Here is a 22797-nt window from a genome sequence, read left to right on the forward strand (position 1 = left end):
CCCCTTCCCGCCCGGCGCACCAGAGGTTACGACAGCATGCGGCGCAAAAGGGTGCGAACGAGGCCTCACCCAAACCCCCGCACTCGTCTGGACCGGCCTCGCATGGACTCCCTCTCGGCGCACCCCTTCCCGCCCGCCGCACCCTACGTTCCCTGAGGGCGCACCCCTTCCCGCCCGGCGCACCAGAGGTTACGGCAGCGTGCGGCGCAAAAGGGTGCGACCCATGCCAACCCAAACCCCGCCGACCCTTCCCCGCCATGACTTGCCCGGAATGAGAGGATAAACGGCATGACACTTCCTATCGCCGTGCCGTGGCTGTCCGAGCAAAGCAACCAGGATCCCCGCGCTGCCACGGGGCGGCCCCTGCGGTGGGGTGTGGTGTCCACCGGCAACATCGCCAATAGTGTTTCGCAGGACTTGTCACTGCTTGAAGATGCCGAGCTGTATGCCGTGAGTTCCCGCACCCAGGCCGCCGCGGATGCGTTCGCCCATGCGCTTGGTTTCGCCAAGGGCTACGGGGACGACGGCGGTGTTCCCGGCTACCAGCGTTTGTTCGACGATCCCGCGGTGGACGTGGTCTATGTGGCCACCCCGCATGCCCAGCACTTCCAGATTGCTGCCGCAGCCCTGCGTGCCGGCAAGCACGTGCTGTGCGAAAAAGCACTCACCATCAACGCCCGGGAAGCCACCGAGCTGGTGCGGCTGGCCCGGGAACAGAAGGTGTTCTTCATGGAAGCGGTGTGGAGCCGCTTCCTGCCGAGCATGCAGCGCGCCTTCGAGATCGCGGCCTCCGGGGAGCTCGGACAGATCCAGTGGGTCAGTGCCGACCTCGGGTTCCCGGCACCCTACGATCCCGCAGCACGAATATGGGCCCTCAACGACGGCGGCGGCGCGCTCCTGGACATCACCGTCTACCCCCTGCTGTGGGCATTGGGAACGCTGGGCTTTCCGCAGTCAGTCACCGCGATCGGCACACTCAACGAGGACGGCGTGGACAGCCAAAATGCCCTGACACTGGGCTACGACACAGGCGCCCAGGCGCAACTGACGTCGTCGTTGATGGCGCATGGACCTCGAACCGCCACGGTGGCCGGCGGGCTCGGGTTCCTGCAGACCGTGGGCTCGGTAAACAACCCCCGCGAGCTGATGATCCGGATTGGGTGGGACGAACCGCGGCGCGAACACTTTGACGTGGTGGGCATCGGCTACACCTACGAACTCCGGGAAGTGACCCGCTGCATCCAGCAGGGCCTGACGGAAAGCCCGGTCATGCCGCTGGAGGACTCGGTCAACGTCATGCGCCTTTTTGACGGCGTGCGGTCTCAGCTCGGGATTCGGTACCCCAACGACGCCAGGTGAGCAGACCCCGGCGGCGTGTGCCGCCGTCGAGAGTTAACCTGGCTGTGTTAACGCCGCACAGGATGCCTTGCCAGCTTGCGGTCCACGGACAGTGCGCCCGGCCCGAGGAACACGAAGGCGATGGAGATGGCTACGTAGATGATCAGGAGTTCGGCGGTGACGCCGGACTTGTCGGTGAGCAGGGGTTTTCCCGCTTCCGTCACGAACCAGATCCCTGCGAACATGACCGCCGCCAGGAATCCGGCCACCCGGGTCAGGGCACCGAGTACCAGTAGCAGTCCCAGGCCCAATTCGCCGGCAATCACCAGCCACGCCACGATCTCCGGTTTCTGTACTCCCATGGCAGCAACAGAGGCGGCGAACGCAGCGTGCCCGGCCATGAACTTCTGGAAGCCGTGCACCATCAGGAGCGCGCCGAACACCACCCGCAGGATGGTGACGCCGCGGGCAGAGGAAGCGGGAGACGGGTGCAGGAATTTCACGGGTTCCAATCTTCCATGCCTGCGTGTCCACCGCCAACCCGCCAAACCGTCAACATAGCCGCCGCCAACCCGCGCGGGCTGCTAGGACAGCAGCGCCGGGATGTCTTTCACTCCGTCCAGGATGTGGTGGTGCGGGTGTGCGGCCAAGGCTTCGCGGTCCAGCTTTCCGGTGAGGACACCGACGGCGGTGACGCCTGCGTTGTTGGCAGCGGCGAGGTCGTTCAGGGTATCGCCGGCAGCCATCACGGCGCGGACATCCTGCACGCCCGTCAGTTCCATGGCCCGGTGGATCATGTGCGGTGCCGGGCGGCCGGCGGCTACCTCGTCGGAGCATACGACGGCGTCGAGCAGGTTATCGTCGTTGACGCTCCAGCCCAGCCGCTCCAGCAGGGGCTCGGCGACGTCTCGTGAGAAGCCAGTGGTCAGGGCCACCTTGATTCCCCGGCGGCGGAGGTCGCGGAAGGCATCTTCCACCCCGTCGAGCGCGACCGGCGGGTTGGCGTCGTAGAACTCCACGAGCAACTCCTTGAAGCGCTTGAAGGCGGCAGCGACTACTTCTGACGTAGCTGCTCCTCCCCCCGCTTCAATAAGCGCCGTGATGGCCTCAACTTTGTCCGCCCCCATCCACTCCTGCACAGCTTCCGGTCTGGTGGTCACGCCGGTTTCCTCCACACAGCGGGCAAGGGCTACGTAGACATCGCCGTGTTCGTCGATGGTGGTTCCGGCCATATCGCAGGCAACAAGCTTGATCATGGGGTTGCTCCTTCGGTGTGGATGCGGACCAGGGCGGCCCGGCGTTCCACGGTGTTGTCGATGGTGAAGTTGGTCAGCGCCGGCAGGTAGCGGTCCTCCGAGTATTCGAGGGGCTGCCCATCGGCCGAGCGGGTAATACGGCGTTCACGCAGCAGCGGAATACCTTCGGGTTGCTCCAGGAGTTCGGCGTCCTCGTCACTTGCAGCGACGGCGTCGATGGTGTGACGGGCACTGTGCAGGTCCACGCCTTGTTTCTTGAGGAACGCGAATATGGACCCCGAGTCGGTGTCGAAGTCGAACAGTTTCCGGCCCACGTCCAGGATGAACGTGGTGCGCTCGATCATGGCCGGGGCGTCATCCAGGTAGCGGACGCGCAGGACCTCCACCACGGTGGTACCCGGCATCAAACCAAGCGCCTCCGCAGCTTCCGGACTGGCTTCGCGCCTTGCCACTTCAAGCGTCCGCTGGCCGGGCTTTTTGCCGATCCCGCTGGCCCACTCAGTGAACGAGTTGAACGTTGAGAACGACTGCGACGGCACTGACGAGCGAACCATGGGCGGCCTGCCCCGGCCACCGGTCACAGCTCCCTCCGACCGGAGAAATGCGAGCGCTTGGCGGATGGGGCCGCGCGATGTTCCGAACTCGCGGCACAGTTCCGCCTCGCTGGGTAGCTGGAAGCCCGGCGGCCAGTCGCCGTCGGTGATCCGGCGCATGAATTCCTCGCTGAGACGGACGTGGAGGGGTGCGTTCTGCTGTGTGCTCACAAGTTGATAATACAAGTCGATCCGGCCAAGGGAGCCGGTTTGCCAGGGTTCAAGATGAACTCACCGTGAATTAGGATGAACAAACGTTAAATTCAGATTAACTTGTATATACAAGTCCCGATCTAGCTTGATTCCCGTTCCCCGAGCCGCCAATGTCAGTGGTGTGAACAACCCGAGCATCCCTCCCAAAGCCGCCAACAGCAGCCCAAGCCAACCCACCGACGTCGTAATTGTCGGCGCCGGAATCGTGGGCCTGGCCCACGCGGCGCAAGCTATTGCCAACGGCCTGACCGTCACCATCATCGAGCGCGACCATCACGCGGCCGGCGCTTCTGTACGCAACTTTGGCCACTGCTGCATTACGGCCCAATCCGGCGAACTGTATGAACTCGCGCAGACCTCCCGGAAGTATTGGCTCGAGTTTTCCGAGCGCGCCGGTTTCTGGGCTTCCGAAGCAGGCGCCGTAGTCCTTGCCCGAACCGAGGCCGAAATGAATGTCCTGCGCGAGCTTTCGGCGGTACGGGAACCGGGACAGGTTGAGCTGCTCTCCCCCGACGGGACCCGGGCTCGCTTGGGTGCCTCCGCTTCCGTCACGGAACAAGCGCACGACGACGACTCTCACCAAAGCGGCGGATGGCCCGGCCTGGTTGGCGGCGCCTTCCTTCGGGACGACCTCCGGGTGGATCCCCGGACCACGGTCGCAAAGTTGGCCGAGTGGCTAGGCCAGCAGCCCGGCGTCGAACTTCACTGGAACACGGCGGCACAGGGCTTCAGCCAATCCCCTGGAGGCGTGACTGTCCAGACATCGCGCGGCGAGCTTCGGGCAAAGCAGGTGTTCGTGTGTGTTGGCCACGACGTGGACTACCTCTTCCCGGTCCTTGCAGAGGAACACAAGATTCAACGGTGCGCCTTGCAAATGTCGCTGGCGGCCAAGCCTTCCGGCGTCGAGTTCGCCCCTGCGGTCCTCACGGCGACCTCCATGCTCCGGTACCCGGCTTTCACGGACATGCCCGCTGCCGCAGCCCTGCGCTCCGAGGTATTGGAGAAGCAGCCCGAACTGTTGGAGATCGGTGCCAACGTCATGTTCACCCAGCGCCCTGACGGCACCATCATCCTGGGCGACTCCCACCACTATCACCGCACGGCCGATCCGTTCCTGGACGAATCCGTGACCGACACCCTCAACACCGAGATCACAGGCCGGATCGGCGAACCCCTGGAGATCATCCAACGCTGGCAGGGCGTCTACGCATCCTCCGACGTGGCACCGATCCTGGTCCGCGAGGTCCAGCCCGGCGTCACGGTGGTGTCCGTGACCTCCGGCGTCGGCATGACCCTGTCCTTCGGTCTGGCGCACCGCAACGTCTCGCGCCTGCACTGACTCATCTTTGGCACCCGTCCTCTCCTCTCATCCCCTTCGCATAAGGATTCCCATGAAAACCACGCTCCTCACCGGTTCCGCGCTTGCCCTCGCCACCGTTCTGGCGCTCACTGCCTGCGGCGGCTCGGCACAGTCCTCCCCCGAGGCCACCAAGGCCACTTGCCCCAACGGCGAGATCAAGTTCGGCATCGAGCCCTACGAGGATCCGGCCAAGCTCAAGCCGGCCTACGACGTCCTGGCAGCAGCACTGTCCAAGAAGCTCGATTGCCCGGTCAGCGTCCAGGTGGTGGAAGACTATGCCGCCGAAGTCCTGGCCATGCGCAACGGCAAACTGGACCTGGGCCAGTTCGGTCCTTTGGGCTACGTTTTCGCTGACGCCAAAGCCGGTGCTGAGCCGCTGGTATCTTTTGGCACCGCGGAGAAGGAACTCAGCACCTACACCGCGGGGATCTGGGTTCCCAAGGACAGCCCCATCCAAGCTATTGGCGACCTGAAGGGCAAGTCCCTTGCCCTGGGCAGTGTGGGCTCCACCTCCGGCGATGTACTGCCCCGCTTCGGACTCCGTGAAGCAGGAATCGCCGATGCCGACATCAAGATGGACTACACCGGCGGCCACCCTGAAGCCCTGCTGGCACTGACCAACGGCAAGGTGGATGCAGCACAGATAAACTCGCAGACACTTGCTACGGCGATTGCCGCCGGCACCTTCACTCCGGATGAATTCCGCCAGGTATGGACGTCCAACCCCATCCCCAACGACCCCATCACCGTCCGGGGCGACGCCGACCCCGCCTTCAAGGCCGCAGTGAAGGATGCGTTCTTGAGCCTTGAGCCCGCCGACGTCGCCAAGGTGGGCGAGTTCCTCGATGTCACTCCTCCGGGCCCGCTCCTGGAGGTCACCAAGGACAATTACACGCCCTTGTTTGAGCTCGCCGAGACCATGGGCCTCACTGAAAAGGATCTGTAATGACTCCCTCCGGTCAGGGCTCACTCCTCTCTGTGCAGGGCTTGTCTGTGCAGGGCTTGCGCAAATCATTCAACGGACGGACCGTGCTGCAGGGCGTCGACTTCTCCGTTGCAGCCGGTGAGCTGGTGGCCTTCCTGGGGGCCAACGGCTCAGGCAAGTCCACCACCCTGCGCTGCGTCATGGGCATCACTTCCCCGGATTCGGGCAGCATCAGCATCGATGGTGCTCCCCTGGGAACCTTGCAGGGCCGTGATCTGCAGCAGGCGAGGCAACGGATGGCCATGATCTTCCAGAAGATTCATTTGGTCCCCCGCCGCACCGCCCTGGACAACGTCTGCGCCGGGGCCCTTTCGCGGATCCCCACCGTCCGGTCGCTGAGTCCCTTGCTTTTTCCTGCCGACGTCCAGCAGGAAGCCCTTGATTGCCTGGACCGCGTCGGTCTGGTTGATCGTGCCTTTGACCGCGTCGGCCGCCTGTCCGGCGGACAACAGCAGCGCGTCGCCGTAGCCCGGGCGCTCTGCCAGCGGGCCAACGTCGTACTCGCCGACGAGCCGGTCTCCGCACTGGACCCGCACGCCGCCGAGCAGGTCATGGCATTGCTGCGCGAACTCGCCCATTCCGAAGGGCTGGCCGTGGCCGCCGTACTCCACCAACCTGATCTCGCGCTGCGGTACGCGGACAGGTCAATCGGGCTCCTCCAAGGCTCCATGACCTTCGACCTCCCCTCCACGGAGATCACGCCGGAACACCTCGACACCTTGTACGCACCGGACAGGACTGTTTCAGACAGGACCGTTTCAGACAGGACCGTTTCAGACCGTGCCGTTTCAGACAGGAAATCCGCAGCATGACACCCCACACTTTGACCCCGGCGGTCGCCCGCCGGGACTCTACAAGCAAAACCCGCGTGGCACTGGTCCGCCCGAAGAAGCCGCTGCGGTGGATCACGACGGCGGCAGTGGCAGCCGCCGCCGTCGGACTTCACGCCGTGGCCATCGAAGGGACGGACTTCAAACCCGAGCTTTTGGTGGATGGTTGGAAGGGCATGGCCGCATTCATTGGTGACGCGTTCCCGCCGGACCTCAGTTGGGAGAAGACGCTCAAGCCCGGCCTCGAAGCCACGCTGGTGACCCTGTGGATCGGTCTGCTGGGGACCACGTTGTCAGTACCGTTCGCCCTGCTGCTTGCAGCCCTGGCCGCTGAAAACACCAGTCCGCACCGGCTCGTGTATCAAGCTGCGCGCGCCATCCTGTCCTTCTTCCGCGCCGTTCCGGACATTGTCTTTGCGTTGATCTTTGTTACTGCCGTGGGCCTTGGGCCCTTTGCCGGAGTGCTGGCGCTGATCTGCCACAACACCGGTGTGATGGGGAAGCTGTGGGCGGAGTCGATGGAGGAAATTGACGCCGGGCCCCAAGAAGCGCTGCGCACCGCCGGCGCCAACCGGATCCAGCAGGTAGCCAACGCAACCCTGCCCATGGTGGTCCCGCAGTTCGTGGGCCTGCTGCTCTACCGCTTCGACGTCAACGTGAGGTCCTCGCTGGTCCTTGGCCTTGTGGGTGCCGGCGGCATCGGGTTGCTGATCAACCAGTCCATCAAGTCCTTCCAGTTCGACTCCATGCTCACGCACATCCTGATCGTGTTGGTCCTGATCATCGTGGTGGACCAGTTCTCCGCGTGGATCCGCAGGCGCCTGGCTGCGTAACGCTGCATGATTGACCCAACTGCGGGCGAGTGGGGGCAGAATGGGAGGTGGCCCTCTTCGGGGGTCGAGTATTTCAAGAGGGCCAACGGTGGATGGAGCGGGCATGCAGGTTGACGTTGTAGTTGTTGGCGGAGGAGCCATGGGATCGGCGGCCGCTTGGCAACTCGCCCGGGCGGGTCGCTCCGTGGTCCTGCTGGAGCAGTTCGAGGCCGGACACCACATCGGTGCTTCCCACGGTGCCACCCGCAACTTCAACACCGCGTACGCCGAGGCCGACTACCTGGACCTCCTCGCCGAGTCGAAAATCCTGTGGGATGAGCTCGCGGCGGAGCACGGCGCACCGCTCCTGGACATAGTGGGGCTCGTGAACCACGGAAACGTCCCCCGTTTGCAGCAAGTGCGGGAGGCCCACGAGGCGCGCGGGATCGAAAGCTACTTCATCTCCCCTGATGAAGCCGCCAACCGCTGGCTCGGGATGAATTTCGCAACCGACGTCCTCTTCGTGCCCGGCTCCGGACGCATCCGCTCCGCTGACGCTTTGCTCGCGCTGCGCACATCAGCTGAGGCCCACGGCGCGGTGTTCCACTACTCGACGCCGGTCAAGGACATCCGCGTCACCGGCGGCGAATCAGTGGTGGTGGTGACGGAGGAGGTGGAGTACACGGCCAGCCGGGTAGTAGTCACGGCAGGCGCTTGGACCCCGAAACTCATCGGCAAGCTCACGGACCTGCCGGCGTTGGTAGTGACCCAGGAGCAGCCGGCCCACTTCACTCCCAAGGACAACACGCTGGTGTGGCCGAGCTTCAACCACAGCCCGGACATGGACGACCCCGCCTACGAGTACTGGTACAGCCCCGTTTACGGAATGCTCACCCCAGGCGAAGGGGTCAAGGCAGGCTGGCACGGCGTTGGTCCGGTCATGGATCCGGACGAGCGCACATTCGAGCCCATCCCCCACCAGATGGAAGCCTTGGTGCGGTATGCAGAAGAGTGGCTTCCCGGCGTCGACCCTTCCACGGCGGTTCCCATCAGCTGCACGTACACCACCACGCCCAACGAGGATTTCGTGCTGGACCACTTCGGTCCGCTGGTGGTGGGCGCCGGCTTCTCGGGCCATGGTTTCAAGTTCACGCCGGCCATCGGCCGGGTGCTGAAAGACATCGTCGACGGCGGCACGGCACCGGAGCGGTTCCACGCGGAACGCTGAATTCAAACTTAAAAGCAACCGGCCCGCAGGCAGCGCCTGCGGGCCGGTTTCGCTTTGTGGAGTCTACTTCTTGAGGTCCGCGAGGACCTTGTTGAACGTAGCCGACGGGCGCATGATCTCAGCGGCCTTGGCGGCGTCCGGACGGTAGTAACCGCCGAGGTCGACGGCGGGACCTTGGACTGCCGCCAGCTCGCCGACGATTGCCTCTTCGTTGGAGGTCAGGGCTTCAGCGATTGCCGCGAAGTCCTTGGCCAACTCGGCGTCTTCGGTCTGCTTGGCCAATTCCTGGGCCCAGTATGTGGCCAGGTAGAAGTGGCTTCCGCGGTTGTCCAGCTCGCCGACGCTGCGACGCGGGGACTTGTTTTCCAGCAGGAACGTACCCGTGGCGCGGTCCAGCGTGTCAGCCAGGACCTGTGCGCGGGCGTTGCCGGTGGTGGTAGCAAGGTGCTCGAAGCTGACGGCCAGGGCAAGGAACTCCCCGAGGCTGTCCCAGCGGAGGTGGTTTTCCTTGACCAGCTGCTGGACGTGCTTGGGAGCGGAGCCACCGGCGCCGGTCTCGAACAGGCCGCCACCGTTGATCAGCGGAACAATGGAGAGCATCTTGGCGCTGGTGCCGAGCTCGAGGATCGGGAACAGGTCCGTGAGGTAGTCGCGGAGCACGTTACCGGTGACGGAGATGGTGTCCTCGCCCTTGCGGATGCGCTCCAACGTGAAGGCCGTGGCCGCAACCGGGGAAAGGATCTTGATCTCCAGGCCCTCGGTGTCGTGGTCCTTGAGGTACTCGTTGACCTTGGCGATCAGGTTGGCGTCGTGCGCACGGCCCTCGTCCAGCCAGAACACGGCCGGGGTCTGGGAGGCGCGGGCACGGGTAACGGCCAGCTTGACCCAGTCGCGGACCGGGATGTCCTTGGTCTGGCAAGCGCGCCAGATGTCACCGGGGAAGACCTGGTGTTCGGTGAGGACGTTGCCCTTGCTGTCCACGAGCTGGACGGTGCCGGCTGCCTGGATCTCGAAGGTTTTGTCGTGGCTGCCGTATTCTTCGGCTGCCTGTGCCATGAGGCCCACGTTGGGAACGGTGCCCATGGTGGTGGGGTCGAAAGCACCGTTGGCGCGGCAGTCGTCCAGGACAACCTGGTAGATGCCGGCGTAGGAGCTGTCCGGGATGACGGCCAGGGTGTCGGCTTCCTTGCCGTCCGGGCCCCACATGTGGCCGGAGGAACGGATCATGGCCGGCATGGAGGCGTCAACGATGATGTCCGACGGGACGTGCAGGCTGGTGATGCCCTTGTCGGAGTCCACCATGGCCAGCGCGGGACCGTCTTCGAGGCCCTTTGTGATGGCTGCCTTGACGCCTTCACGGACATCCTCGGGCAGGTCTTCCAAGCCGCTGAGGATGGCTGCGAGGCCGTTGTTCGGGCTGATGCCTGCGGCTGCGAGCTGCTTTCCGTAGGTATCGAACAGCTCGGAGAAGTAGGCCTTGACCACGTGGCCGAAGATGATGGGGTCGGAGACCTTCATCATGGTGGCCTTCAGGTGTGCGGAGAAGAGGATGCCCTCTTCCTTGGCGCGGGCAACCTGCGCCTTGAGGAACTCATCCAAGGCGTCGGCGCGGAGGACGGTGGCGTCCACAACTTCGCCGGCAAGCACAGGGAAGTCCTTCTTCAGGACCTTGGTGGTGCCGTCTTCGCGCACCAGCTGGATGGTCAGGGAGTCATCGGCCTTGAGGACAACGGACTTCTCGTTGGAACGGAAGTCGTTCTCACCCATGGTGGCAACGTTGGTCTTGGACTCAGCGGTCCAGGCACCCATGGAGTGCGGGTTCTGGCGGGCGTAGTTCTTCACCGACAGGGGTGCGCGGCGGTCGGAGTTACCCTCACGCAGAACCGGGTTCACAGCGGAGCCCTTGATCTTGTCATAGCGCGAGCGGATGTCCGTCTCGGTGTCCGAGGAGGGGTTGTCCGGGTAGTCCGGGAGGGCGTAGCCCTGGGCCTGGAGCTCGGCGATGGCAGCCTTGAGCTGCGGGACGGAGGCGCTGATGTTGGGCAGCTTGATGATGTTGGCTTCCGGCTGCTTTGCCAGTTCGCCAAGCTCAGCAAGGGCGTTGCCTGTGCGCTGTTCTTCAGTCAGGAAATCGCCGAAGACGGCGATGATGCGGCCCGCCAGCGAAATATCGCGGGTCTCAACCTCCACACCTGCGGTTGAGGCATACGCTTCAATGATCGGCAGGAATGAGTAGGTTGCCAGCATCGGCGCTTCGTCTGTGTGGGTATAGATAATCTTGGCCATTGGCGGGGTTCTCCCTGAAAGTCTGCAGATTTCAACACTCCTAACTTACCCGAGTAGACCGTTTTGGCGGCTCTTCGTGTCCGGGATCACGTGTTCGTTACCACTCTCGGTGATTAACGCCCGACGACGGCCTGACCGCCGCTGCTGCCGACCGGCGTCGAACGCTGCCCTCCTCCCGAACCGAGGCGCGCAGACATAGCCCCACTGGCCCTAACAGGAAGTGACAGCAAATTATCACAAACTATGAAACATCTCTTTACAAACTTGTCATACGTTCGATACCTTCAATTCCGTCAGTCGGCGGTCGCCATCACTGACCGCCTCACTCCCTCGATAGGTAGGAACAACGTGACAAAAACCAAGACCCTGGCCACAAGCCTGCTGAGTCTGTCCGCTGCCGCAATCCTGGCGCTGGTTGGAACCACCAGCGCCAACGCGGCACCGGTAAACACCACAGACTCCAGCGGTGCTGCGGTCAGCAGCCATGCAGTGTCCGACGCCGGCGCTGCAGACTACTGGACGCCGGAACGCATGAAGAGTGCCAAGTCCGGCGAAATCCTCGCCACCAAAGCACTGGAACGCGGCAAGCTCCTCAACCTCGGCAAAGCCCCGGTCGCCGAAGCCCCGGGCTCCATCAGCAGCATCGCAGGACAGCCTGCAGCAACCGACTCCAAGACCATCGATCGCAAGGTGAACCAGAGCGAGACGCCGGTCAAGCACATCGGCAAGATCTTCTTCACCCTGGGCGGCTCCAACTACGTCTGCTCAGGCAACTCCGTCACCGCAGCCAACAAGAGCACCGTGTCCACCGCCGGACACTGCCTCAACGAAGGCCCCGGCGCGTACGCCACCAACTTCGTCTTCGTTCCCGCCTACCTCAACGGTGCGGCACCCTACGGGAAGTGGACGGCAAAGGCGCTGTACGCCCCCACCCAGTGGGCTTCCAACGGCAACATGCAGTACGACACCGCTTTCGCCGTCATGAACACCCTCAACGGCCAGCGCCTCGCCGACGTCGTAGGTTCCTCCGGCGTCCAGTTCAACGCCGCCCGCGGCCTGAGCTACAAGGCCTTCGGATACCCTGCAGGCTCGCCCTTCAACGGTGAATCGCTCAAGAGCTGCTCCGGCAAAGCCACCAACGATCCCTACAACCCGCAGTTCAACAGCCAGGGAATTCCCTGCAACATGACCGGCGGGTCCTCGGGCGGTCCGTGGTTCATCGGCACCAGCTCCACCGGCTACCAGAACTCCGTGAACAGCTACGGATACGGCAGCAACTCCACCACCATGTACGGCCCGTACTGGGGCACCGTAATCCAGTCCACGTACAACACTGCTGCGGCGGCTTCGTAGCGGACCCTCTTTTATTGGCACGTCCCTGTTAAGTACGTGCAGATAAAGCACGACGGCGGCCGTCCCATTTCGGGGGCGGCCGCCCTTGCGTTGTGGCGCTGGGTGGGCCCACGCCGTCCGGGTTCCCTGGCCGAAGCGCAGCGAGGTCAGGGAGGCGGTGGGGACTAGTGGAAGAAGTGGCGAGCGCCCGTGAAGTACATCGTGATGCCGGCAGCGTTGGCTGCGGCGATAACTTCCTCGTCCCGGACTGACCCGCCCGGCTGGACGACCGCGCGGACACCGGCATCGACCAGGATCTGCAGCCCATCAGCGAACGGGAAGAACGCGTCCGAGGATGCAACGGCACCGCGTGCGCGCTCAGGTGCGTTGGCACCGCTGGCGTTGGACGCACCGCCGGGGGCATCGCCCCCACTTGCACCACCGGACTCCACCTTCACGCCCAGCGTGTTGGCGCGCTCCACGGCCAGTCGGCAGGAGTCCAGGCGGTTGACCTGGCCCATGCCGATGCCCACGGCTGCACCGTGGTTGGCGATCAGGATGGCGTTGGACTTGGCGGCCCGGCAAGCGGTCCAGGCGAAGGCGAGGTCCGCGAGGGTTGCTTCGTCGGCGGCTTCGCCTGCGGCGAGGGTCCAGTTGGCGGGGTTGTCGCCGTCGGCATCTACCTTGTCGCTCATCTGGACCAGGACGCCACCGGAAACCTGGCGCATCTCGGAGGGGTAGCGGCCGTAGCCTTCAGGCAGGGCCAGAAGGCGGATGTTCTTCTTCTTGGAAAGGATCTCCACGGCTTCGGGCTCGAAGTCCGGGGCGATGACAACCTCGGTGAAGATGTCGGCAACCGCGCGGGCCATGCCTGCGGTGACGGTGCGGTTCGCAGCGATGACGCCGCCGAAAGCGGAGACGGGGTCGCAGGCGTGGGCCTTGGCGTGAGCGTCCGCAATCGGATCTGCAGCATCAGCTGAACCGACAGCCACACCGCACGGGTTGGCGTGCTTGATGATCGCAACGGCGGGCTCGGCGAAATCGAACGCAGCGCGGAGGGCGGCATCGGCGTCGACAAAGTTGTTGTAGCTCATGGCCTTGCCGTGCAACTGGTCGGCCTGAGCGATGCCTGCCGGGGCAGCCTTGTCCACGTACAGGGCGGCCTGCTGGTGCGGGTTCTCGCCGTAACGGAGGACCTCGGAGCGCTCCAAGGAAAGACCTGCATAGGCGGGCCAGTCGATGATGCCGTCGCCGTCTTCGTCCAGGAACTGGCTGGCGGTCCAGGAAGCAACAGCGTTGTCGTAGCTGGCAGTGTGCGCGAAGGCCTTGGCAGCCAGGCGGCGGCGGGTGTTCAGGTCGAAGCCGCCTTGTGCTGCGGCCTCGACCACTGCGCCGTAGAAGTTGGGGTCCGTGACAATGGCGACGGCGGCGTGGTTCTTCGCGGCCGAACGCACCATCGCGGGGCCGCCGATGTCGATCTGCTCAACCACATCGTCCGGCGCTGCACCGGACTTCACGGTCTCCACGAACGGGTACAGGTTCACCACCACGAGGTCGAAGGTTTCGATCTCCATGCCGGCCAAGGTGTCCATGTGCGCCGGAACGCGACGGTCAGCCAGGATGCCGCCGTGCACGCGCGGGTGCAGGGTCTTGACGCGGCCGTCCAGCATTTCCGGGGAGCCGGTGACTTCTTCGACTTCCTTGACCGGGATGCCTGCGGCGGAGATCTTCTTGGCGGTGGAGCCGGTGGAAACAATGGCGACGCCGGCTGCGTGCAGGCCCTTCGCGAGCTCCTCCAGTCCCGTCTTGTCGTAAACCGAGATCAGTGCACGGCGGATGGGAACACGGTCAAGCTGCGTCAAGCTCACAAAAGTCTCCGTCTTAGTTCGCGTAGATGTCGCGGGTGGTCTCGCGGGTGGTGGGGATACGGAGAGTTTATCGCGTTTCGTTGGCGCCCCGGTTTTGCGTCCTCGTCCCCCCTGCGTTGCGAGGCCCACTCTGCACCCCACTCGCGCACCGAGGGGCGCACACAAGGCCCCACAAGTTCCCACCTCACGTTGCGAGGCCCACTCTGCGCCCCACTCGCGGGCCGAGGGGCGCACACCAGGCCCCACAAGTTGGCCTCGTCCTCGAAATTACGACGACGGTCCTCGCCACCCGCGCGATGCCAACGCATCGCGCATTTTTCGTTCGGCGTTGGCCCAACCACCTTTCATCTGAACATCCGAGAACTTCAACACGACCCAGCCCATGGCGCGAAGCCGGTCGTCGCGTTCAATGTCCTTCCCCCACTGCACGGGGTCGGATCGATGATGATCGCCCTCATACTCCATGGCAATCTTGTATTCCTTGTACTGCAGATCGGGCGTGGATATGTACCTGCCATGCTCATCGAAGACGGGCTGCGTGATCGCTGGCTCGGGTAGTCCGGCGTCGACGATTTTCAACCGCAACCGCGATTCCTGGGGTGAGTCGACGCCTGAACGCAATAAAGGAAGTATTTCCCTGGCCATTCTGATTCCCTTGACCTTCGGCCGTCGGTCAATGACCTCCTGAATTGCCTCGATCGAAGACAACGGATTCTCCCGTGCCAACAGAAAATCCCCCGCCGCCACGAGCGATGACCTTCCCATATGTCGGGCCAAGTCCATCCAGGTCCACTCAGGCGACGTCAGTTTAACTCCGTTCGAGAGACGAACATCCCGGGCCAAGAGCGGAGCCCGATGACCGATCACACCGCGGCGCTTGACTCTGCCGATCTCCTGCCGGCGCGTTACATGAATCGGACCGCTGGCGCCTTCCTCCTCAAGATAGATAGGGAGCGGCATCGACCACAGCAACGCTGCCGTGACATGGCTGACCGCACAGCGCGGAGTTACAGCGGTGTGTAGCCGGCCCAGCAATTCGAGGTCATGCTCGTGCTCCTTGGCGAGACGAATGCCACGACTCGGCGTTACAAGCTCGCTCGTTTGGAGCCGCCATCGCGGTACACCGGCAGCATAGGCATCGGCGACAAGGAAGCCCTGGGAATCGACATCCGACGGCAAAGGAGTGGGTTTCAGCATGGAACCATGCTTGCGGGAAACGATGCCTCTCATTCGGTTATCCACAGAAATCGCCCTCGGTGGTACTACTGACTGCTCCTCCACAGGCGCTGTGGGGCCCGTTCTGCGTTCCATCCAGAGCGCGAGGGGCGTAAAACGGGCCCCACAACTCGTAGCCCACCCATTGTGGGGCCCGCTCTGCGTTCCATCCAGAGCGCGAGGGGCGTAAAACGGGCCCCACAACTCGTAGCCCTGCCGTTGTGGGGCCCGTTCTGCGTGGCAAATCACCAACCAAGCACGCAGAGCAGGCCCCGCAACATAGGGTTGATCCATGGATGCCACCGAGGTTGTTCTTGTTGCCGATGTAGGGAAGAGTCGTTGCCGCGTGGAGTTGCGCAGCGGTACGGAGTTGTTGGGCGCCGCCGACCAGCATGGCTTCCCCGGGGTGCACATGGATAACGGGCCCACCCTTGCCTTCGAACTCCTCCTCGAGACTGTGGGCTTGTTGCCGCCCGGCCTCCCCCTAGGCGCAATCACCAGCTTGGGCGCGGCTGTGGCCGGCGTCGAAGCCTCTGCGGAAAAGTCGCAGGAGCTCGCCACCATGTTGTCCCAAAGGTTCTCAGTTCCGGCGGCCGTCCTCTCGGACGCCACGGCAGCCCAACTCGGCGCGCTCCAAGGCGCCCCCGGAACCACGCTCATCGTGGGCACGGGTGCCGTTGCGTTCCGCTTCGATGAAGCCGGCGTCCTGCACCGGGCCGACGGCTGGGGACCCTACTTGGGCGATCACGGCAGTGGGCGTTGGATCGGCCAGCAGGGTCTGCAAGCAGTTCTTGAAGCGCACGACGGCGGCCCGGCCACGTCCTTGTCAGCCGCGGCCGGCGCTTTGGTGGAGTCGCCGGAAATGCTTCCGGGGTGGCTCGCCGAGAACGAGAACCCCTACCGGGCGATGGCCCGTTTCGCGCCGCTGGTTCTGCACGCAGCGGAGGCGGGTGACGCCGTCGCTCATGACATCGTTGGCGAGGCGTGCCGCATCCTGACCAATACCGTGGGGCTCGCCAGCGGCGACGCCGGCTCGTCCCGCGTAACCATCCTGGGCGGCGTGGTGGGATCGGACTTCTTCGCGGCGCTCTTGCGGAAGTCCCTCGCTTCGGCTGGGATTGAGGTGGTTGCACCGCTGGGCGATGGCTTGGACGGTGCTGCCCTCGCTGCGACGCGCCGCGGGCTCATCCAGGAAAGGTACATCCACCGTGACGGAACAAATTGGCCCGACTAACGCCGACAATCTAGCGGGTCTGCGCACGGAACTCGCCGGCTTGGCTACCGAGGCCACGGCCGAGGGCCTGGAGAACCTGGACATCCTGGGCACCGAAGAGCTGGTTGCTGCGATGCTCGCCCACAGTGCAGGAGTACACGCAGCCGTTGAGGCCGCGAGTCCAGCGATTGTTCAAACGGTCGACGCCGTTGCGGAGCGACTCCAGCGTGGTGGCCGCCTTTTGTATGTGGGCGCCGGGACGGCCGGACGACTGGGTGTGCTCGACGCGAGTGAATGCCCGCCGACGTTCGGCACTTCGCCGGGACTCGTCGTCGGGCTTATCGCCGGCGGTACCAAAGCGATCCAGCAACCAGTGGAATATGCCGAGGACAACGCAACCGCCGGCGCGCGCGACCTGCATGACATCAACGTGACTGAAGCCGACGCCGTCGTAGGTATTACGGCCTCGGGCCGGACGCCCTACGTGATCGGCGCGCTGGAAGAGGCACGGAAGCGGGGCGCGTTTACGGCGTCGCTGGCATGCAACAAGGGCTCCGCCGTGAGCCATTTGGCCGACGCCGCGATCGAGGTTGTAGTGGGTCCGGAGTTCATTGCGGGCTCCACCAGGCTGAACTCGGGCACGGCCCAGAAACTTGTCCTCAACATGATCAGCACGTTGGTGATGGTGAAGCTTGGCAAGACGTACGGGAATCTGATGGTGGACCTGCGTGCCACGAACGAGAAGCTGCTGGCCCGATCGCAACGTACCGTCCAGCACGCCACCGGCGTCTCTGCAGAGGAAGCCGCAGCAGCTTTGGACTCGGTCGGCGGGTCTGTGAAGGCGGCCATTTTGGTGCTCCTGACAGGTATCGAGGCTGGCCAGGCCAAGGGTGCCTTGGAGGAAGCCGGCGGTTTCCTGCGGAGGGCCATCGAGAACCGGAAGTAACGCGGACGGCGGTGTTCGCCCCAGCGCATAAAGTTGCATGCAGGAGGGCAAATGAATACATACACAGCCGTGCCCAGCGGCGAACAAGTTGTACAGGAACTGCCATGGCGGTGGAAGGTCCAAGGCCGGATTTTCCTGATCGGCGGGCTCGGGTTCATGTTCGACGCGTGGGATGTCACGCTCAACGGCATCCTGATTCCGCTGCTGTCCAAGCACTGGTCGCTGCAACCGGCTGACGCCGCGTGGATCGGCACGGCCAACTTGATCGGCATGGCCGTGGGTGCGTTCGCGTGGGGCACCATCGCGGACACCATCGGCCGCAAAAAAGCGTTCACTGCCACCCTCCTCATTTTCAGCATCTTCACGGTCATGGGCGCCTTTGCCCCGGACATCGTGTGGTTCTGCATCTTCCGCTTCATGGCTGGCTTCGGCTTGGGCGGCTGCATCCCCGTGGACTATGCGTTGGTGGGTGAGTTCACGCCGCGGAAGCAACGTGGCAAGGTGCTCACCGCCATGGATGGTTGGTGGCCGATCGGCGCTGCCCTGTGTGGCTTCGTCTCGGCCGGGCTGGTTGCTGCCTTCGGTGATTGGAGGCTCACCATGCTGATCATGGTGCTGCCCGCCCTGCTGGTCTTCTGGGTCCGGCGTTCGGTTCCTGAATCTCCGCTGTTCCTGATCAGGGCGGGCCGCCGGCAGGAGGCAGCGGCCGTGATTGATGGCTTGGTGCAGGCCACCGGTGCCGAGCAGCGTGCCTACAGCCTTCCTGAACCCCAGGCTGCGCCGCGCCTCTCCCCCGGCAGCGCTTGGGCGCAGCTGCGAGGGATCTGGCAGTTCAACTGGAAGATCACCACCGCCGCTTGGGCCCTGTTCTTCAGCATCCTCTTGGTCTATTACTTGTCGCTGACGTGGATGCCCCGCATTCTCATCGGTGCCGGGTTCGAGGAGTACAAGGCGTTCGTCACGACGGCGAGCATGGCCGCCGTCGGGCTTTTGGGCGTGGTGGTGGCAGCGCTCCTGGTGGAGCGTGTGGGCCGTAAATGGATCCTCGCCGTTACCGGACCTCTGTCCGCCTTGACCTTGGTGATCGTGGCGTTCGTGGTGGACGTGCCGTCGGCTGCCGTGTTCTGGCTCCTGGTGTTCGGCTTCGTGGTGCAGGTGGCCATTCCGGTTCTCTACGCGTACGTGTCCGAGCTGTACCCCACCGAACTTCGGGGCTCCGGCTTCGGCTGGGCTTCCACGTTCTCCCGCATAGGCGCAGGCTTCGGGCCCTTGGTGTTTGCCTCGTTCTTCTGGCCGGAGTTCGGCTTGGCGCAGTCGTTTGCGATGGCTGGCGGCTTGGTGCTGCTTTCCGTGCTGTGGATGGCGTTCTTCGCTCCGGAGACAAAGCAGCGCGTCCTCGAGTAGCCGCCCCTCCGTACCCAACTAAGTCGCAGATCATGTCGTTCCCAGCGCTGAGAACGACCTGATCTGCGACTTACTTGGGTGCCCAGCCACGTTGTTCGAGCGCCCGCCTCACCTTGGCCACTGCGGTCGTCGCGCCGGTAGACATGTGGCGCTTGGAGATTCGCACAAGGATCCATCCGGCACGGCTGAAGTCCTCCTCACGGGTAATGTCCCTCACGATCTGTTCCTGGTCCGAATGCCCCTCACCTTCGTATTCAACGGCAACGCGCTGCTCTCGATACGTGAGGTCCGGTTGGCGCACGACGCCGGGACTTAGTTCTGTAGCTACGTTGACTTCCGCTGTGGGCAGCCCAGCCCACTTGAGCGCCAGCCTCAGTCGCGTTTCGGGGGCAGAGTCGGCCCCCACGCAGGCCTGTTCCAAGGCGAGGCGGGCCTTGCGGATACCCGGTGTCCCCCAGTGCCGGTCCAGCATCTCCTCCAGCTCATCCATGGTGCAGTGCGGCAAACTGCGTCCCTCAAATTCCGGCCTGGGAATGCGGAGCAAGTGATCGGCCACAACCGTGATCTCGTCAATATCCATCTTCCGCGCGCAATCCAGCCACGTCCGGGCACGGCTGGTGATAAGCAGGCCATTGAGCGTGGTGATTTCGTCATCGAAAAACTGCCCCCTGTGGCCCACCACTCCGGCACGGCGGGGAATCGCCATGGTGTCTGGACGGGAAATGTGGATACCGGGCCGGTTGCTCCCAGGCAGGAAACCCGGAAACTCCCACAGTAAAAAAGCAGTGGCATGCGAGGCGGCGGAGAAAGACGTGACATAGGTCAGCGGACGAACGTCATGGATCATGCCATTCTCGGCGCCCTGCCGCGATACCCGGATGCCGCGGCTTGGCGAGACAAGGCTCGGGTGCCGTAGCCGCCCTCGGGATGCACCGGCGTCGAGCGCCTGCTGCAAGGTAAAGGACGTTGCCGACAGGGACCCAGGTAATGGGCGTGGATACTTCATGCCCCATGCTGACAAAAACGGCGCGCGCGTGGAGCGTTATCCACAGCCTTCGGCGCTGGAACGCAATCTGTGTAGCAGATCAGGTCGTTCCCAGCGCTGAGAACGACCTGATCTGCGACCTACTTGGGTAAGGGGGTTGGGGCGGCGGCGAGTTCTGCCAGGGTCTGGACCAGCAGGCGGCGCTCCACTACCTTGATGCGCTCGTGCAGGGATTCTTCGGAATCCTCCGGGAGGATAGCAACGGCTTCCTGCGCAATGATGGGGCCGGTGTCCACGCCGGCGTCGGCCCAGTGGACTGTGCAGCCGGTGACTTTGACGCCGTAGGCAATGGCGTCGCGCACTCCGTGAGCTCCAGGGAAGGACGGCAGCAAGGCGGGGTGTGTGTTGACGTATTTGCCGCCGAAGGCGTTGATGAAGTCTTCGCTGACAATCCTCATGAAACCCGAGGACACCACAACATCCGGCTTGTAGGACAGAACCTTGTCGCGAAGGGCTGCATCCCATTCGGCGCGGGTTTCGAACGAGTTGAAGTTGACCACGAAGGTCTCGATGCCTGCTTCGTCGGAGCGCTCCACGCCGTATGTGTCGGGCCGGTCGGCGCCCACAGCTGCGATCTCGACGTCCAGTTCACCCGACTTCACGGCATCGATGACTGCCTGAAGATTTGAACCGGTACCGGAGACGAGGACAACAATGCGCATTGCACTAGCTTATGGGCGGCTCGCGTAGGCTGGAAAACATGAATCCCGACGTCGGTTCCAAGCCGAGCCAACAACCCCGCTCCGAGGCCGAAAAGTCCGCCCTCGGCGTGAGCCAGAACCTCTTCCGCGCTTTCCTTCTAGCGGCTTTGGGCGCGTTCTTCGTGTTCTCCCTGAACGTGAATTACGTGTGGTTGAGCGCCATCCTCACCCTTGCAGCGTTGGTGTTGGGCATCGTCGTCCTGGTGCGGACACTGAAGCACAAACACCCGAAACTGATGCTCTTCGGGACAATTTCAGGCTTGGTTGTCACGGCCGTCATGTGCCTGTTGATCCTGACATCCGTACTTTTCTTCAACCAGGTCAGCACTTACCAGGACTGCTCACGCGGGGCGCTGACGGAATCCGCCAAGACACAGTGCCTGTCCCAGCTCGAGGACTCGATGCCGGGGCCGCTGCGGTAGCTTTACCGCGGCACCCCAGCGTTACTGAGCGGACCGGCTCAGGCGTGTTCGTCGTCGTACGCTACTTCGTCGAGGTTCGCCTCGCGCAGCTTCTGGCGGCGTTCCAGCCACGGCCCCACGGCGTAGCCAATCACGACGCCGATACCCACCTCGGCGGCCAGCCAGACTGCCGTCCACAACGGGTGGGGTCCGATTTCCGTGAGCCGTCCGATGCCTGCTGAACCGCGTGCGATCCACGCCAGGGCTCCGCCGAGAAGCCCTGCAACGATGCCAATGAAGGCGCCCAAAAACAGGGTGGACGCGGTGGCCGTGAACCATCGGGCTTTGATCTTGATGGAAAGCCACTCGTCAAAATGGTTCTCGCCCTCGCGCAGGAACCACCAACCAGCCAGGATCCCGGCGACCACGGGAAGCGCGAGCGCCATGGCACCGGCGTCGAGCTGTCCTGCGGGGAGTGCCCCAAGGACGGGGACGGCCGGGAGCGGTCCGACGGCGGTCCCCAGCGGACCCGCTGTTGAGCCTACGCCGAGTGAGAAGCCTGCGCCGGTGGACCAGGACAGGGCGAAAATCACGAGGTTCGGCAGGAAGCCGAGTTGCGCGATGGTGAGCACGGCGCCGCCCATTGCACCGGCCTGCAGACCTTCGTAGACGGCGATGATGTCCGTCCAATGCCACACGATAGTCACAGCGAGCAGTAGCGCGGCCAAACAGACAGCGGCCATCGTCGCTACGAAGCCGGCCTTCAACGCGGAGCCCACGTACGAGCCTGCCCAGCGGGAATGCTGGCTGGTCTTGGCTAGCCAGGCGACGGCGTCGACGCCGATCAGTCGGCTCCACGAGCCAGCTTCGCGCCGGGCGCCAACGATCATGCCCAGGCCGAAGGAGATCAACGGAAGCGTCATGGCGAACCAGAGGTTGATGACGACCTCGGGTGTTCGGCACACGAATCCGGTGGCCGTCCCGAAGGCCGCGTACACCACGAAAGCACCAAGGAACGCCTGCCATAGTTGGTCGGTGTACGACGCCCGGGCAAGTCGACGGCCCGCCCGCCACGCAAGCAGGAACGGGATGAGGGTCAGGCCCAGTGGAATGAGGGACAGCAGCCCCGAACCTGGTTGTGCCGCAGTGCCAACGTTGACGTGCGCCAACTCCAACGGAACGCCGTGGATCAGCAACCAGGCTTGGCCGGCGAGGCGCGCCAAAGCATCCACGTTCCGGTTCTGGAACCCGTCGGTGGCCCACACTCCCACCAGCGGCAACACCACGACAATGGCTGAAATGAACGCTGCCTGAGCCGCTTCCAAACCACCCTGCAGCCAAAGGGGCATCGGGAGGCCACGGTTTCCGGTCTGATCAGCGCGCAGTTTCATCGTGATCTATCGTGCCACGGCAGGCAGCACTCCCCCGGCAGGCGCCCCTGAAATACCGCGAATTCCAGCGCTTTTTCCCATGAGCCGCCGTAAAATGGGAGGTGTTCTCCCGGGGACGGAGCCCTCCATGACCACCTCAGCTCCGCCCCGCCCTGCGCAGACTTTGAAAGGCCCGGAAACAAACGAAGCCGGGAACTAGGAGCGGCCAATGGATAGGTGTCATAACTCATAACAGAAAGTCGTACTAGCAGCTGGTGCAGCCGCCTTGGATTCGTTCCCTAGGCTGCACCAGCCTTCTTTTTGGGGTCTCCCCGCAGGCGACCGCCCTCGCACTCGCCCTCACCACCCGCCGAGGCCTCGCCCACCCCTCGCCGAGGGGC

At 63.9% G+C, this 22797-nt stretch carries 20 protein-coding genes; 11 read left to right on the forward strand and 9 right to left on the reverse strand.

Annotated elements, in window-relative coordinates:
- Nucleotides 1-288: 288 nt before the first annotated feature.
- The gene (locus ACLRGI_RS05885; RefSeq protein ID WP_419200724.1) at nucleotides 289-1359 is read left to right on the forward strand and encodes a Gfo/Idh/MocA family protein; all 1071 of its coding nucleotides are present in this window, start codon (nucleotides 289-291) and stop codon (nucleotides 1357-1359) included.
- A gap of 47 nt (nucleotides 1360-1406) precedes the next feature.
- Here the strand turns inward: ACLRGI_RS05885 and ACLRGI_RS05890 are convergent, their stop codons facing one another.
- The 3 genes from ACLRGI_RS05890 to ACLRGI_RS05900 form a co-directional block, all read right to left on the reverse strand.
- On the reverse strand, nucleotides 1407-1841 hold the full coding sequence (locus ACLRGI_RS05890) for a DoxX family protein (RefSeq protein WP_419200725.1): 435 nt from the start codon (nucleotides 1839-1841) through the stop codon (nucleotides 1407-1409).
- A gap of 81 nt (nucleotides 1842-1922) precedes the next feature.
- Complete coding sequence (locus ACLRGI_RS05895; RefSeq protein ID WP_419200726.1) at nucleotides 1923-2594, reverse strand: phosphonatase-like hydrolase; 672 nt, start codon at nucleotides 2592-2594, stop codon at nucleotides 1923-1925.
- A complete protein-coding gene (locus tag ACLRGI_RS05900) occupies nucleotides 2591-3358 on the reverse strand; it encodes a GntR family transcriptional regulator (RefSeq protein ID WP_419200727.1) in 768 nt (255 codons plus the stop codon). The genes ACLRGI_RS05895 and ACLRGI_RS05900 overlap by 4 nt, the downstream gene beginning before the upstream one ends.
- Before the next feature lie 163 nt (nucleotides 3359-3521).
- Between ACLRGI_RS05900 and ACLRGI_RS05905 the strand changes: the two genes are divergently transcribed.
- From ACLRGI_RS05905 to ACLRGI_RS05925, 5 genes are all read left to right on the forward strand, one after another.
- Nucleotides 3522-4739 (forward strand): TIGR03364 family FAD-dependent oxidoreductase, encoded by a 1218-nt coding sequence (locus ACLRGI_RS05905; protein WP_419200728.1) that lies wholly within the window; start codon nucleotides 3522-3524, stop codon nucleotides 4737-4739.
- Nucleotides 4740-4791: 52 nt separating this feature from the next.
- Nucleotides 4792-5706, forward strand: coding sequence for a phosphate/phosphite/phosphonate ABC transporter substrate-binding protein (locus tag ACLRGI_RS05910; protein ID WP_419200729.1), 915 nt, complete (start codon nucleotides 4792-4794; stop codon nucleotides 5704-5706).
- A complete protein-coding gene (locus tag ACLRGI_RS05915; protein ID WP_419200730.1) occupies nucleotides 5706-6557 on the forward strand; it encodes a phosphonate ABC transporter ATP-binding protein in 852 nt (283 codons plus the stop codon). Before ACLRGI_RS05910 ends, ACLRGI_RS05915 begins: the two co-directional genes overlap by 1 nt.
- Entirely contained in the window at nucleotides 6554-7408 is an 855-nt protein-coding gene (gene phnE, locus ACLRGI_RS05920; protein WP_419200731.1) for a phosphonate ABC transporter, permease protein PhnE, read from the forward strand. Before ACLRGI_RS05915 ends, phnE begins: the two co-directional genes overlap by 4 nt.
- A gap of 103 nt (nucleotides 7409-7511) precedes the next feature.
- Nucleotides 7512-8615 carry an FAD-dependent oxidoreductase gene (locus ACLRGI_RS05925; RefSeq protein ID WP_419200732.1) on the forward strand — a complete coding sequence of 368 codons (1104 nt, stop codon included), beginning with the start codon at nucleotides 7512-7514 and terminating at the stop codon, nucleotides 8613-8615.
- A 63-nt stretch (nucleotides 8616-8678) separates the two neighbouring features.
- On the opposite strand, the gene ACLRGI_RS05930 is transcribed toward ACLRGI_RS05925, so the two are convergent.
- Nucleotides 8679-10901 (reverse strand): NADP-dependent isocitrate dehydrogenase, encoded by a 2223-nt coding sequence (locus ACLRGI_RS05930; RefSeq protein WP_419200733.1) that lies wholly within the window; start codon nucleotides 10899-10901, stop codon nucleotides 8679-8681.
- Nucleotides 10902-11144: 243 nt separating this feature from the next.
- Here ACLRGI_RS05930 and ACLRGI_RS05935 point away from each other — a divergent pair, with 243 nt between their 5' ends.
- Nucleotides 11145-12254 carry a trypsin-like serine peptidase gene (locus tag ACLRGI_RS05935; protein WP_419200734.1) on the forward strand — a complete coding sequence of 370 codons (1110 nt, stop codon included), beginning with the start codon at nucleotides 11145-11147 and terminating at the stop codon, nucleotides 12252-12254.
- 164 nt (nucleotides 12255-12418) lie between these two features.
- Here ACLRGI_RS05935 and purH read toward each other — a convergent pair whose 3' ends face one another.
- Complete coding sequence (gene purH, locus ACLRGI_RS05940) at nucleotides 12419-14101, reverse strand: bifunctional phosphoribosylaminoimidazolecarboxamide formyltransferase/IMP cyclohydrolase (protein WP_419200735.1); 1683 nt, start codon at nucleotides 14099-14101, stop codon at nucleotides 12419-12421.
- A 267-nt stretch (nucleotides 14102-14368) separates the two neighbouring features.
- Nucleotides 14369-15298 carry an endonuclease domain-containing protein gene (locus ACLRGI_RS05945; protein WP_419200736.1) on the reverse strand — a complete coding sequence of 310 codons (930 nt, stop codon included), beginning with the start codon at nucleotides 15296-15298 and terminating at the stop codon, nucleotides 14369-14371.
- A gap of 310 nt (nucleotides 15299-15608) precedes the next feature.
- Here ACLRGI_RS05945 and ACLRGI_RS05950 point away from each other — a divergent pair, with 310 nt between their 5' ends.
- Genes ACLRGI_RS05950 through ACLRGI_RS05960 form a run of 3 tightly spaced genes read left to right on the forward strand, consistent with a single transcriptional unit; the run spans nucleotide 15609 to nucleotide 18879 of the window.
- A complete protein-coding gene (locus tag ACLRGI_RS05950; RefSeq protein ID WP_419200737.1) occupies nucleotides 15609-16550 on the forward strand; it encodes an N-acetylglucosamine kinase in 942 nt (313 codons plus the stop codon).
- Nucleotides 16525-17475, forward strand: coding sequence for an N-acetylmuramic acid 6-phosphate etherase (murQ, locus tag ACLRGI_RS05955; RefSeq protein ID WP_419200738.1), 951 nt, complete (start codon nucleotides 16525-16527; stop codon nucleotides 17473-17475). The genes ACLRGI_RS05950 and murQ overlap by 26 nt, the downstream gene beginning before the upstream one ends.
- Nucleotides 17476-17526: 51 nt before the next feature.
- Nucleotides 17527-18879 carry an MFS transporter gene (locus ACLRGI_RS05960; RefSeq protein WP_419200739.1) on the forward strand — a complete coding sequence of 451 codons (1353 nt, stop codon included), beginning with the start codon at nucleotides 17527-17529 and terminating at the stop codon, nucleotides 18877-18879.
- A gap of 70 nt (nucleotides 18880-18949) precedes the next feature.
- On the opposite strand, the gene ACLRGI_RS05965 is transcribed toward ACLRGI_RS05960, so the two are convergent.
- A complete protein-coding gene (locus tag ACLRGI_RS05965; protein WP_419200740.1) occupies nucleotides 18950-19885 on the reverse strand; it encodes a hypothetical protein in 936 nt (311 codons plus the stop codon).
- Nucleotides 19886-20004: 119 nt separating this feature from the next.
- On the reverse strand, nucleotides 20005-20586 hold the full coding sequence (purN, locus tag ACLRGI_RS05970) for a phosphoribosylglycinamide formyltransferase (protein WP_419200741.1): 582 nt from the start codon (nucleotides 20584-20586) through the stop codon (nucleotides 20005-20007).
- Between the two features lie 11 nt (nucleotides 20587-20597).
- On the opposite strand from purN, the gene ACLRGI_RS05975 reads away from it, so the two are divergent.
- A complete protein-coding gene (locus ACLRGI_RS05975; RefSeq protein WP_419200742.1) occupies nucleotides 20598-21047 on the forward strand; it encodes a hypothetical protein in 450 nt (149 codons plus the stop codon).
- A gap of 38 nt (nucleotides 21048-21085) precedes the next feature.
- Here ACLRGI_RS05975 and ACLRGI_RS05980 read toward each other — a convergent pair whose 3' ends face one another.
- A complete protein-coding gene (locus tag ACLRGI_RS05980; RefSeq protein WP_419200743.1) occupies nucleotides 21086-22417 on the reverse strand; it encodes a cell division protein PerM in 1332 nt (443 codons plus the stop codon).
- Nucleotides 22418-22797 lie beyond the last annotated feature (380 nt).

This window comes from Paenarthrobacter sp. PPS72, assembly GCF_048537125.1.
Taxonomy (GTDB): domain Bacteria; phylum Actinomycetota; class Actinomycetes; order Actinomycetales; family Micrococcaceae; genus Arthrobacter; species Arthrobacter nitroguajacolicus_E.

Coding starts and splice junctions, on each gene's coding strand:
- ACLRGI_RS05885 (WP_419200724.1), top strand. CDS start 289: ATGACACTTCCTATCGCCGTGCCGTGGCTGTCCGAGCAAAGCAACCAG.
- ACLRGI_RS05895 (WP_419200726.1), bottom strand. CDS start 2,594: ATGATCAAGCTTGTTGCCTGCGATATGGCCGGAACCACCATCGACGAA.
- ACLRGI_RS05910 (WP_419200729.1), top strand. CDS start 4,792: ATGAAAACCACGCTCCTCACCGGTTCCGCGCTTGCCCTCGCCACCGTT.
- ACLRGI_RS05915 (WP_419200730.1), top strand. CDS start 5,706: ATGACTCCCTCCGGTCAGGGCTCACTCCTCTCTGTGCAGGGCTTGTCT.
- phnE (WP_419200731.1), top strand. CDS start 6,554: ATGACACCCCACACTTTGACCCCGGCGGTCGCCCGCCGGGACTCTACA.
- ACLRGI_RS05925 (WP_419200732.1), top strand. CDS start 7,512: ATGCAGGTTGACGTTGTAGTTGTTGGCGGAGGAGCCATGGGATCGGCG.
- ACLRGI_RS05930 (WP_419200733.1), bottom strand. CDS start 10,901: ATGGCCAAGATTATCTATACCCACACAGACGAAGCGCCGATGCTGGCA.
- ACLRGI_RS05935 (WP_419200734.1), top strand. CDS start 11,145: ATGAAACATCTCTTTACAAACTTGTCATACGTTCGATACCTTCAATTC.
- ACLRGI_RS05945 (WP_419200736.1), bottom strand. CDS start 15,298: ATGCTGAAACCCACTCCTTTGCCGTCGGATGTCGATTCCCAGGGCTTC.
- ACLRGI_RS05950 (WP_419200737.1), top strand. CDS start 15,609: ATGGATGCCACCGAGGTTGTTCTTGTTGCCGATGTAGGGAAGAGTCGT.
- ACLRGI_RS05960 (WP_419200739.1), top strand. CDS start 17,527: ATGAATACATACACAGCCGTGCCCAGCGGCGAACAAGTTGTACAGGAA.
- ACLRGI_RS05965 (WP_419200740.1), bottom strand. CDS start 19,885: ATGAAGTATCCACGCCCATTACCTGGGTCCCTGTCGGCAACGTCCTTT.
- purN (WP_419200741.1), bottom strand. CDS start 20,586: ATGCGCATTGTTGTCCTCGTCTCCGGTACCGGTTCAAATCTTCAGGCA.
- ACLRGI_RS05975 (WP_419200742.1), top strand. CDS start 20,598: ATGGGCGGCTCGCGTAGGCTGGAAAACATGAATCCCGACGTCGGTTCC.
- ACLRGI_RS05980 (WP_419200743.1), bottom strand. CDS start 22,417: ATGAAACTGCGCGCTGATCAGACCGGAAACCGTGGCCTCCCGATGCCC.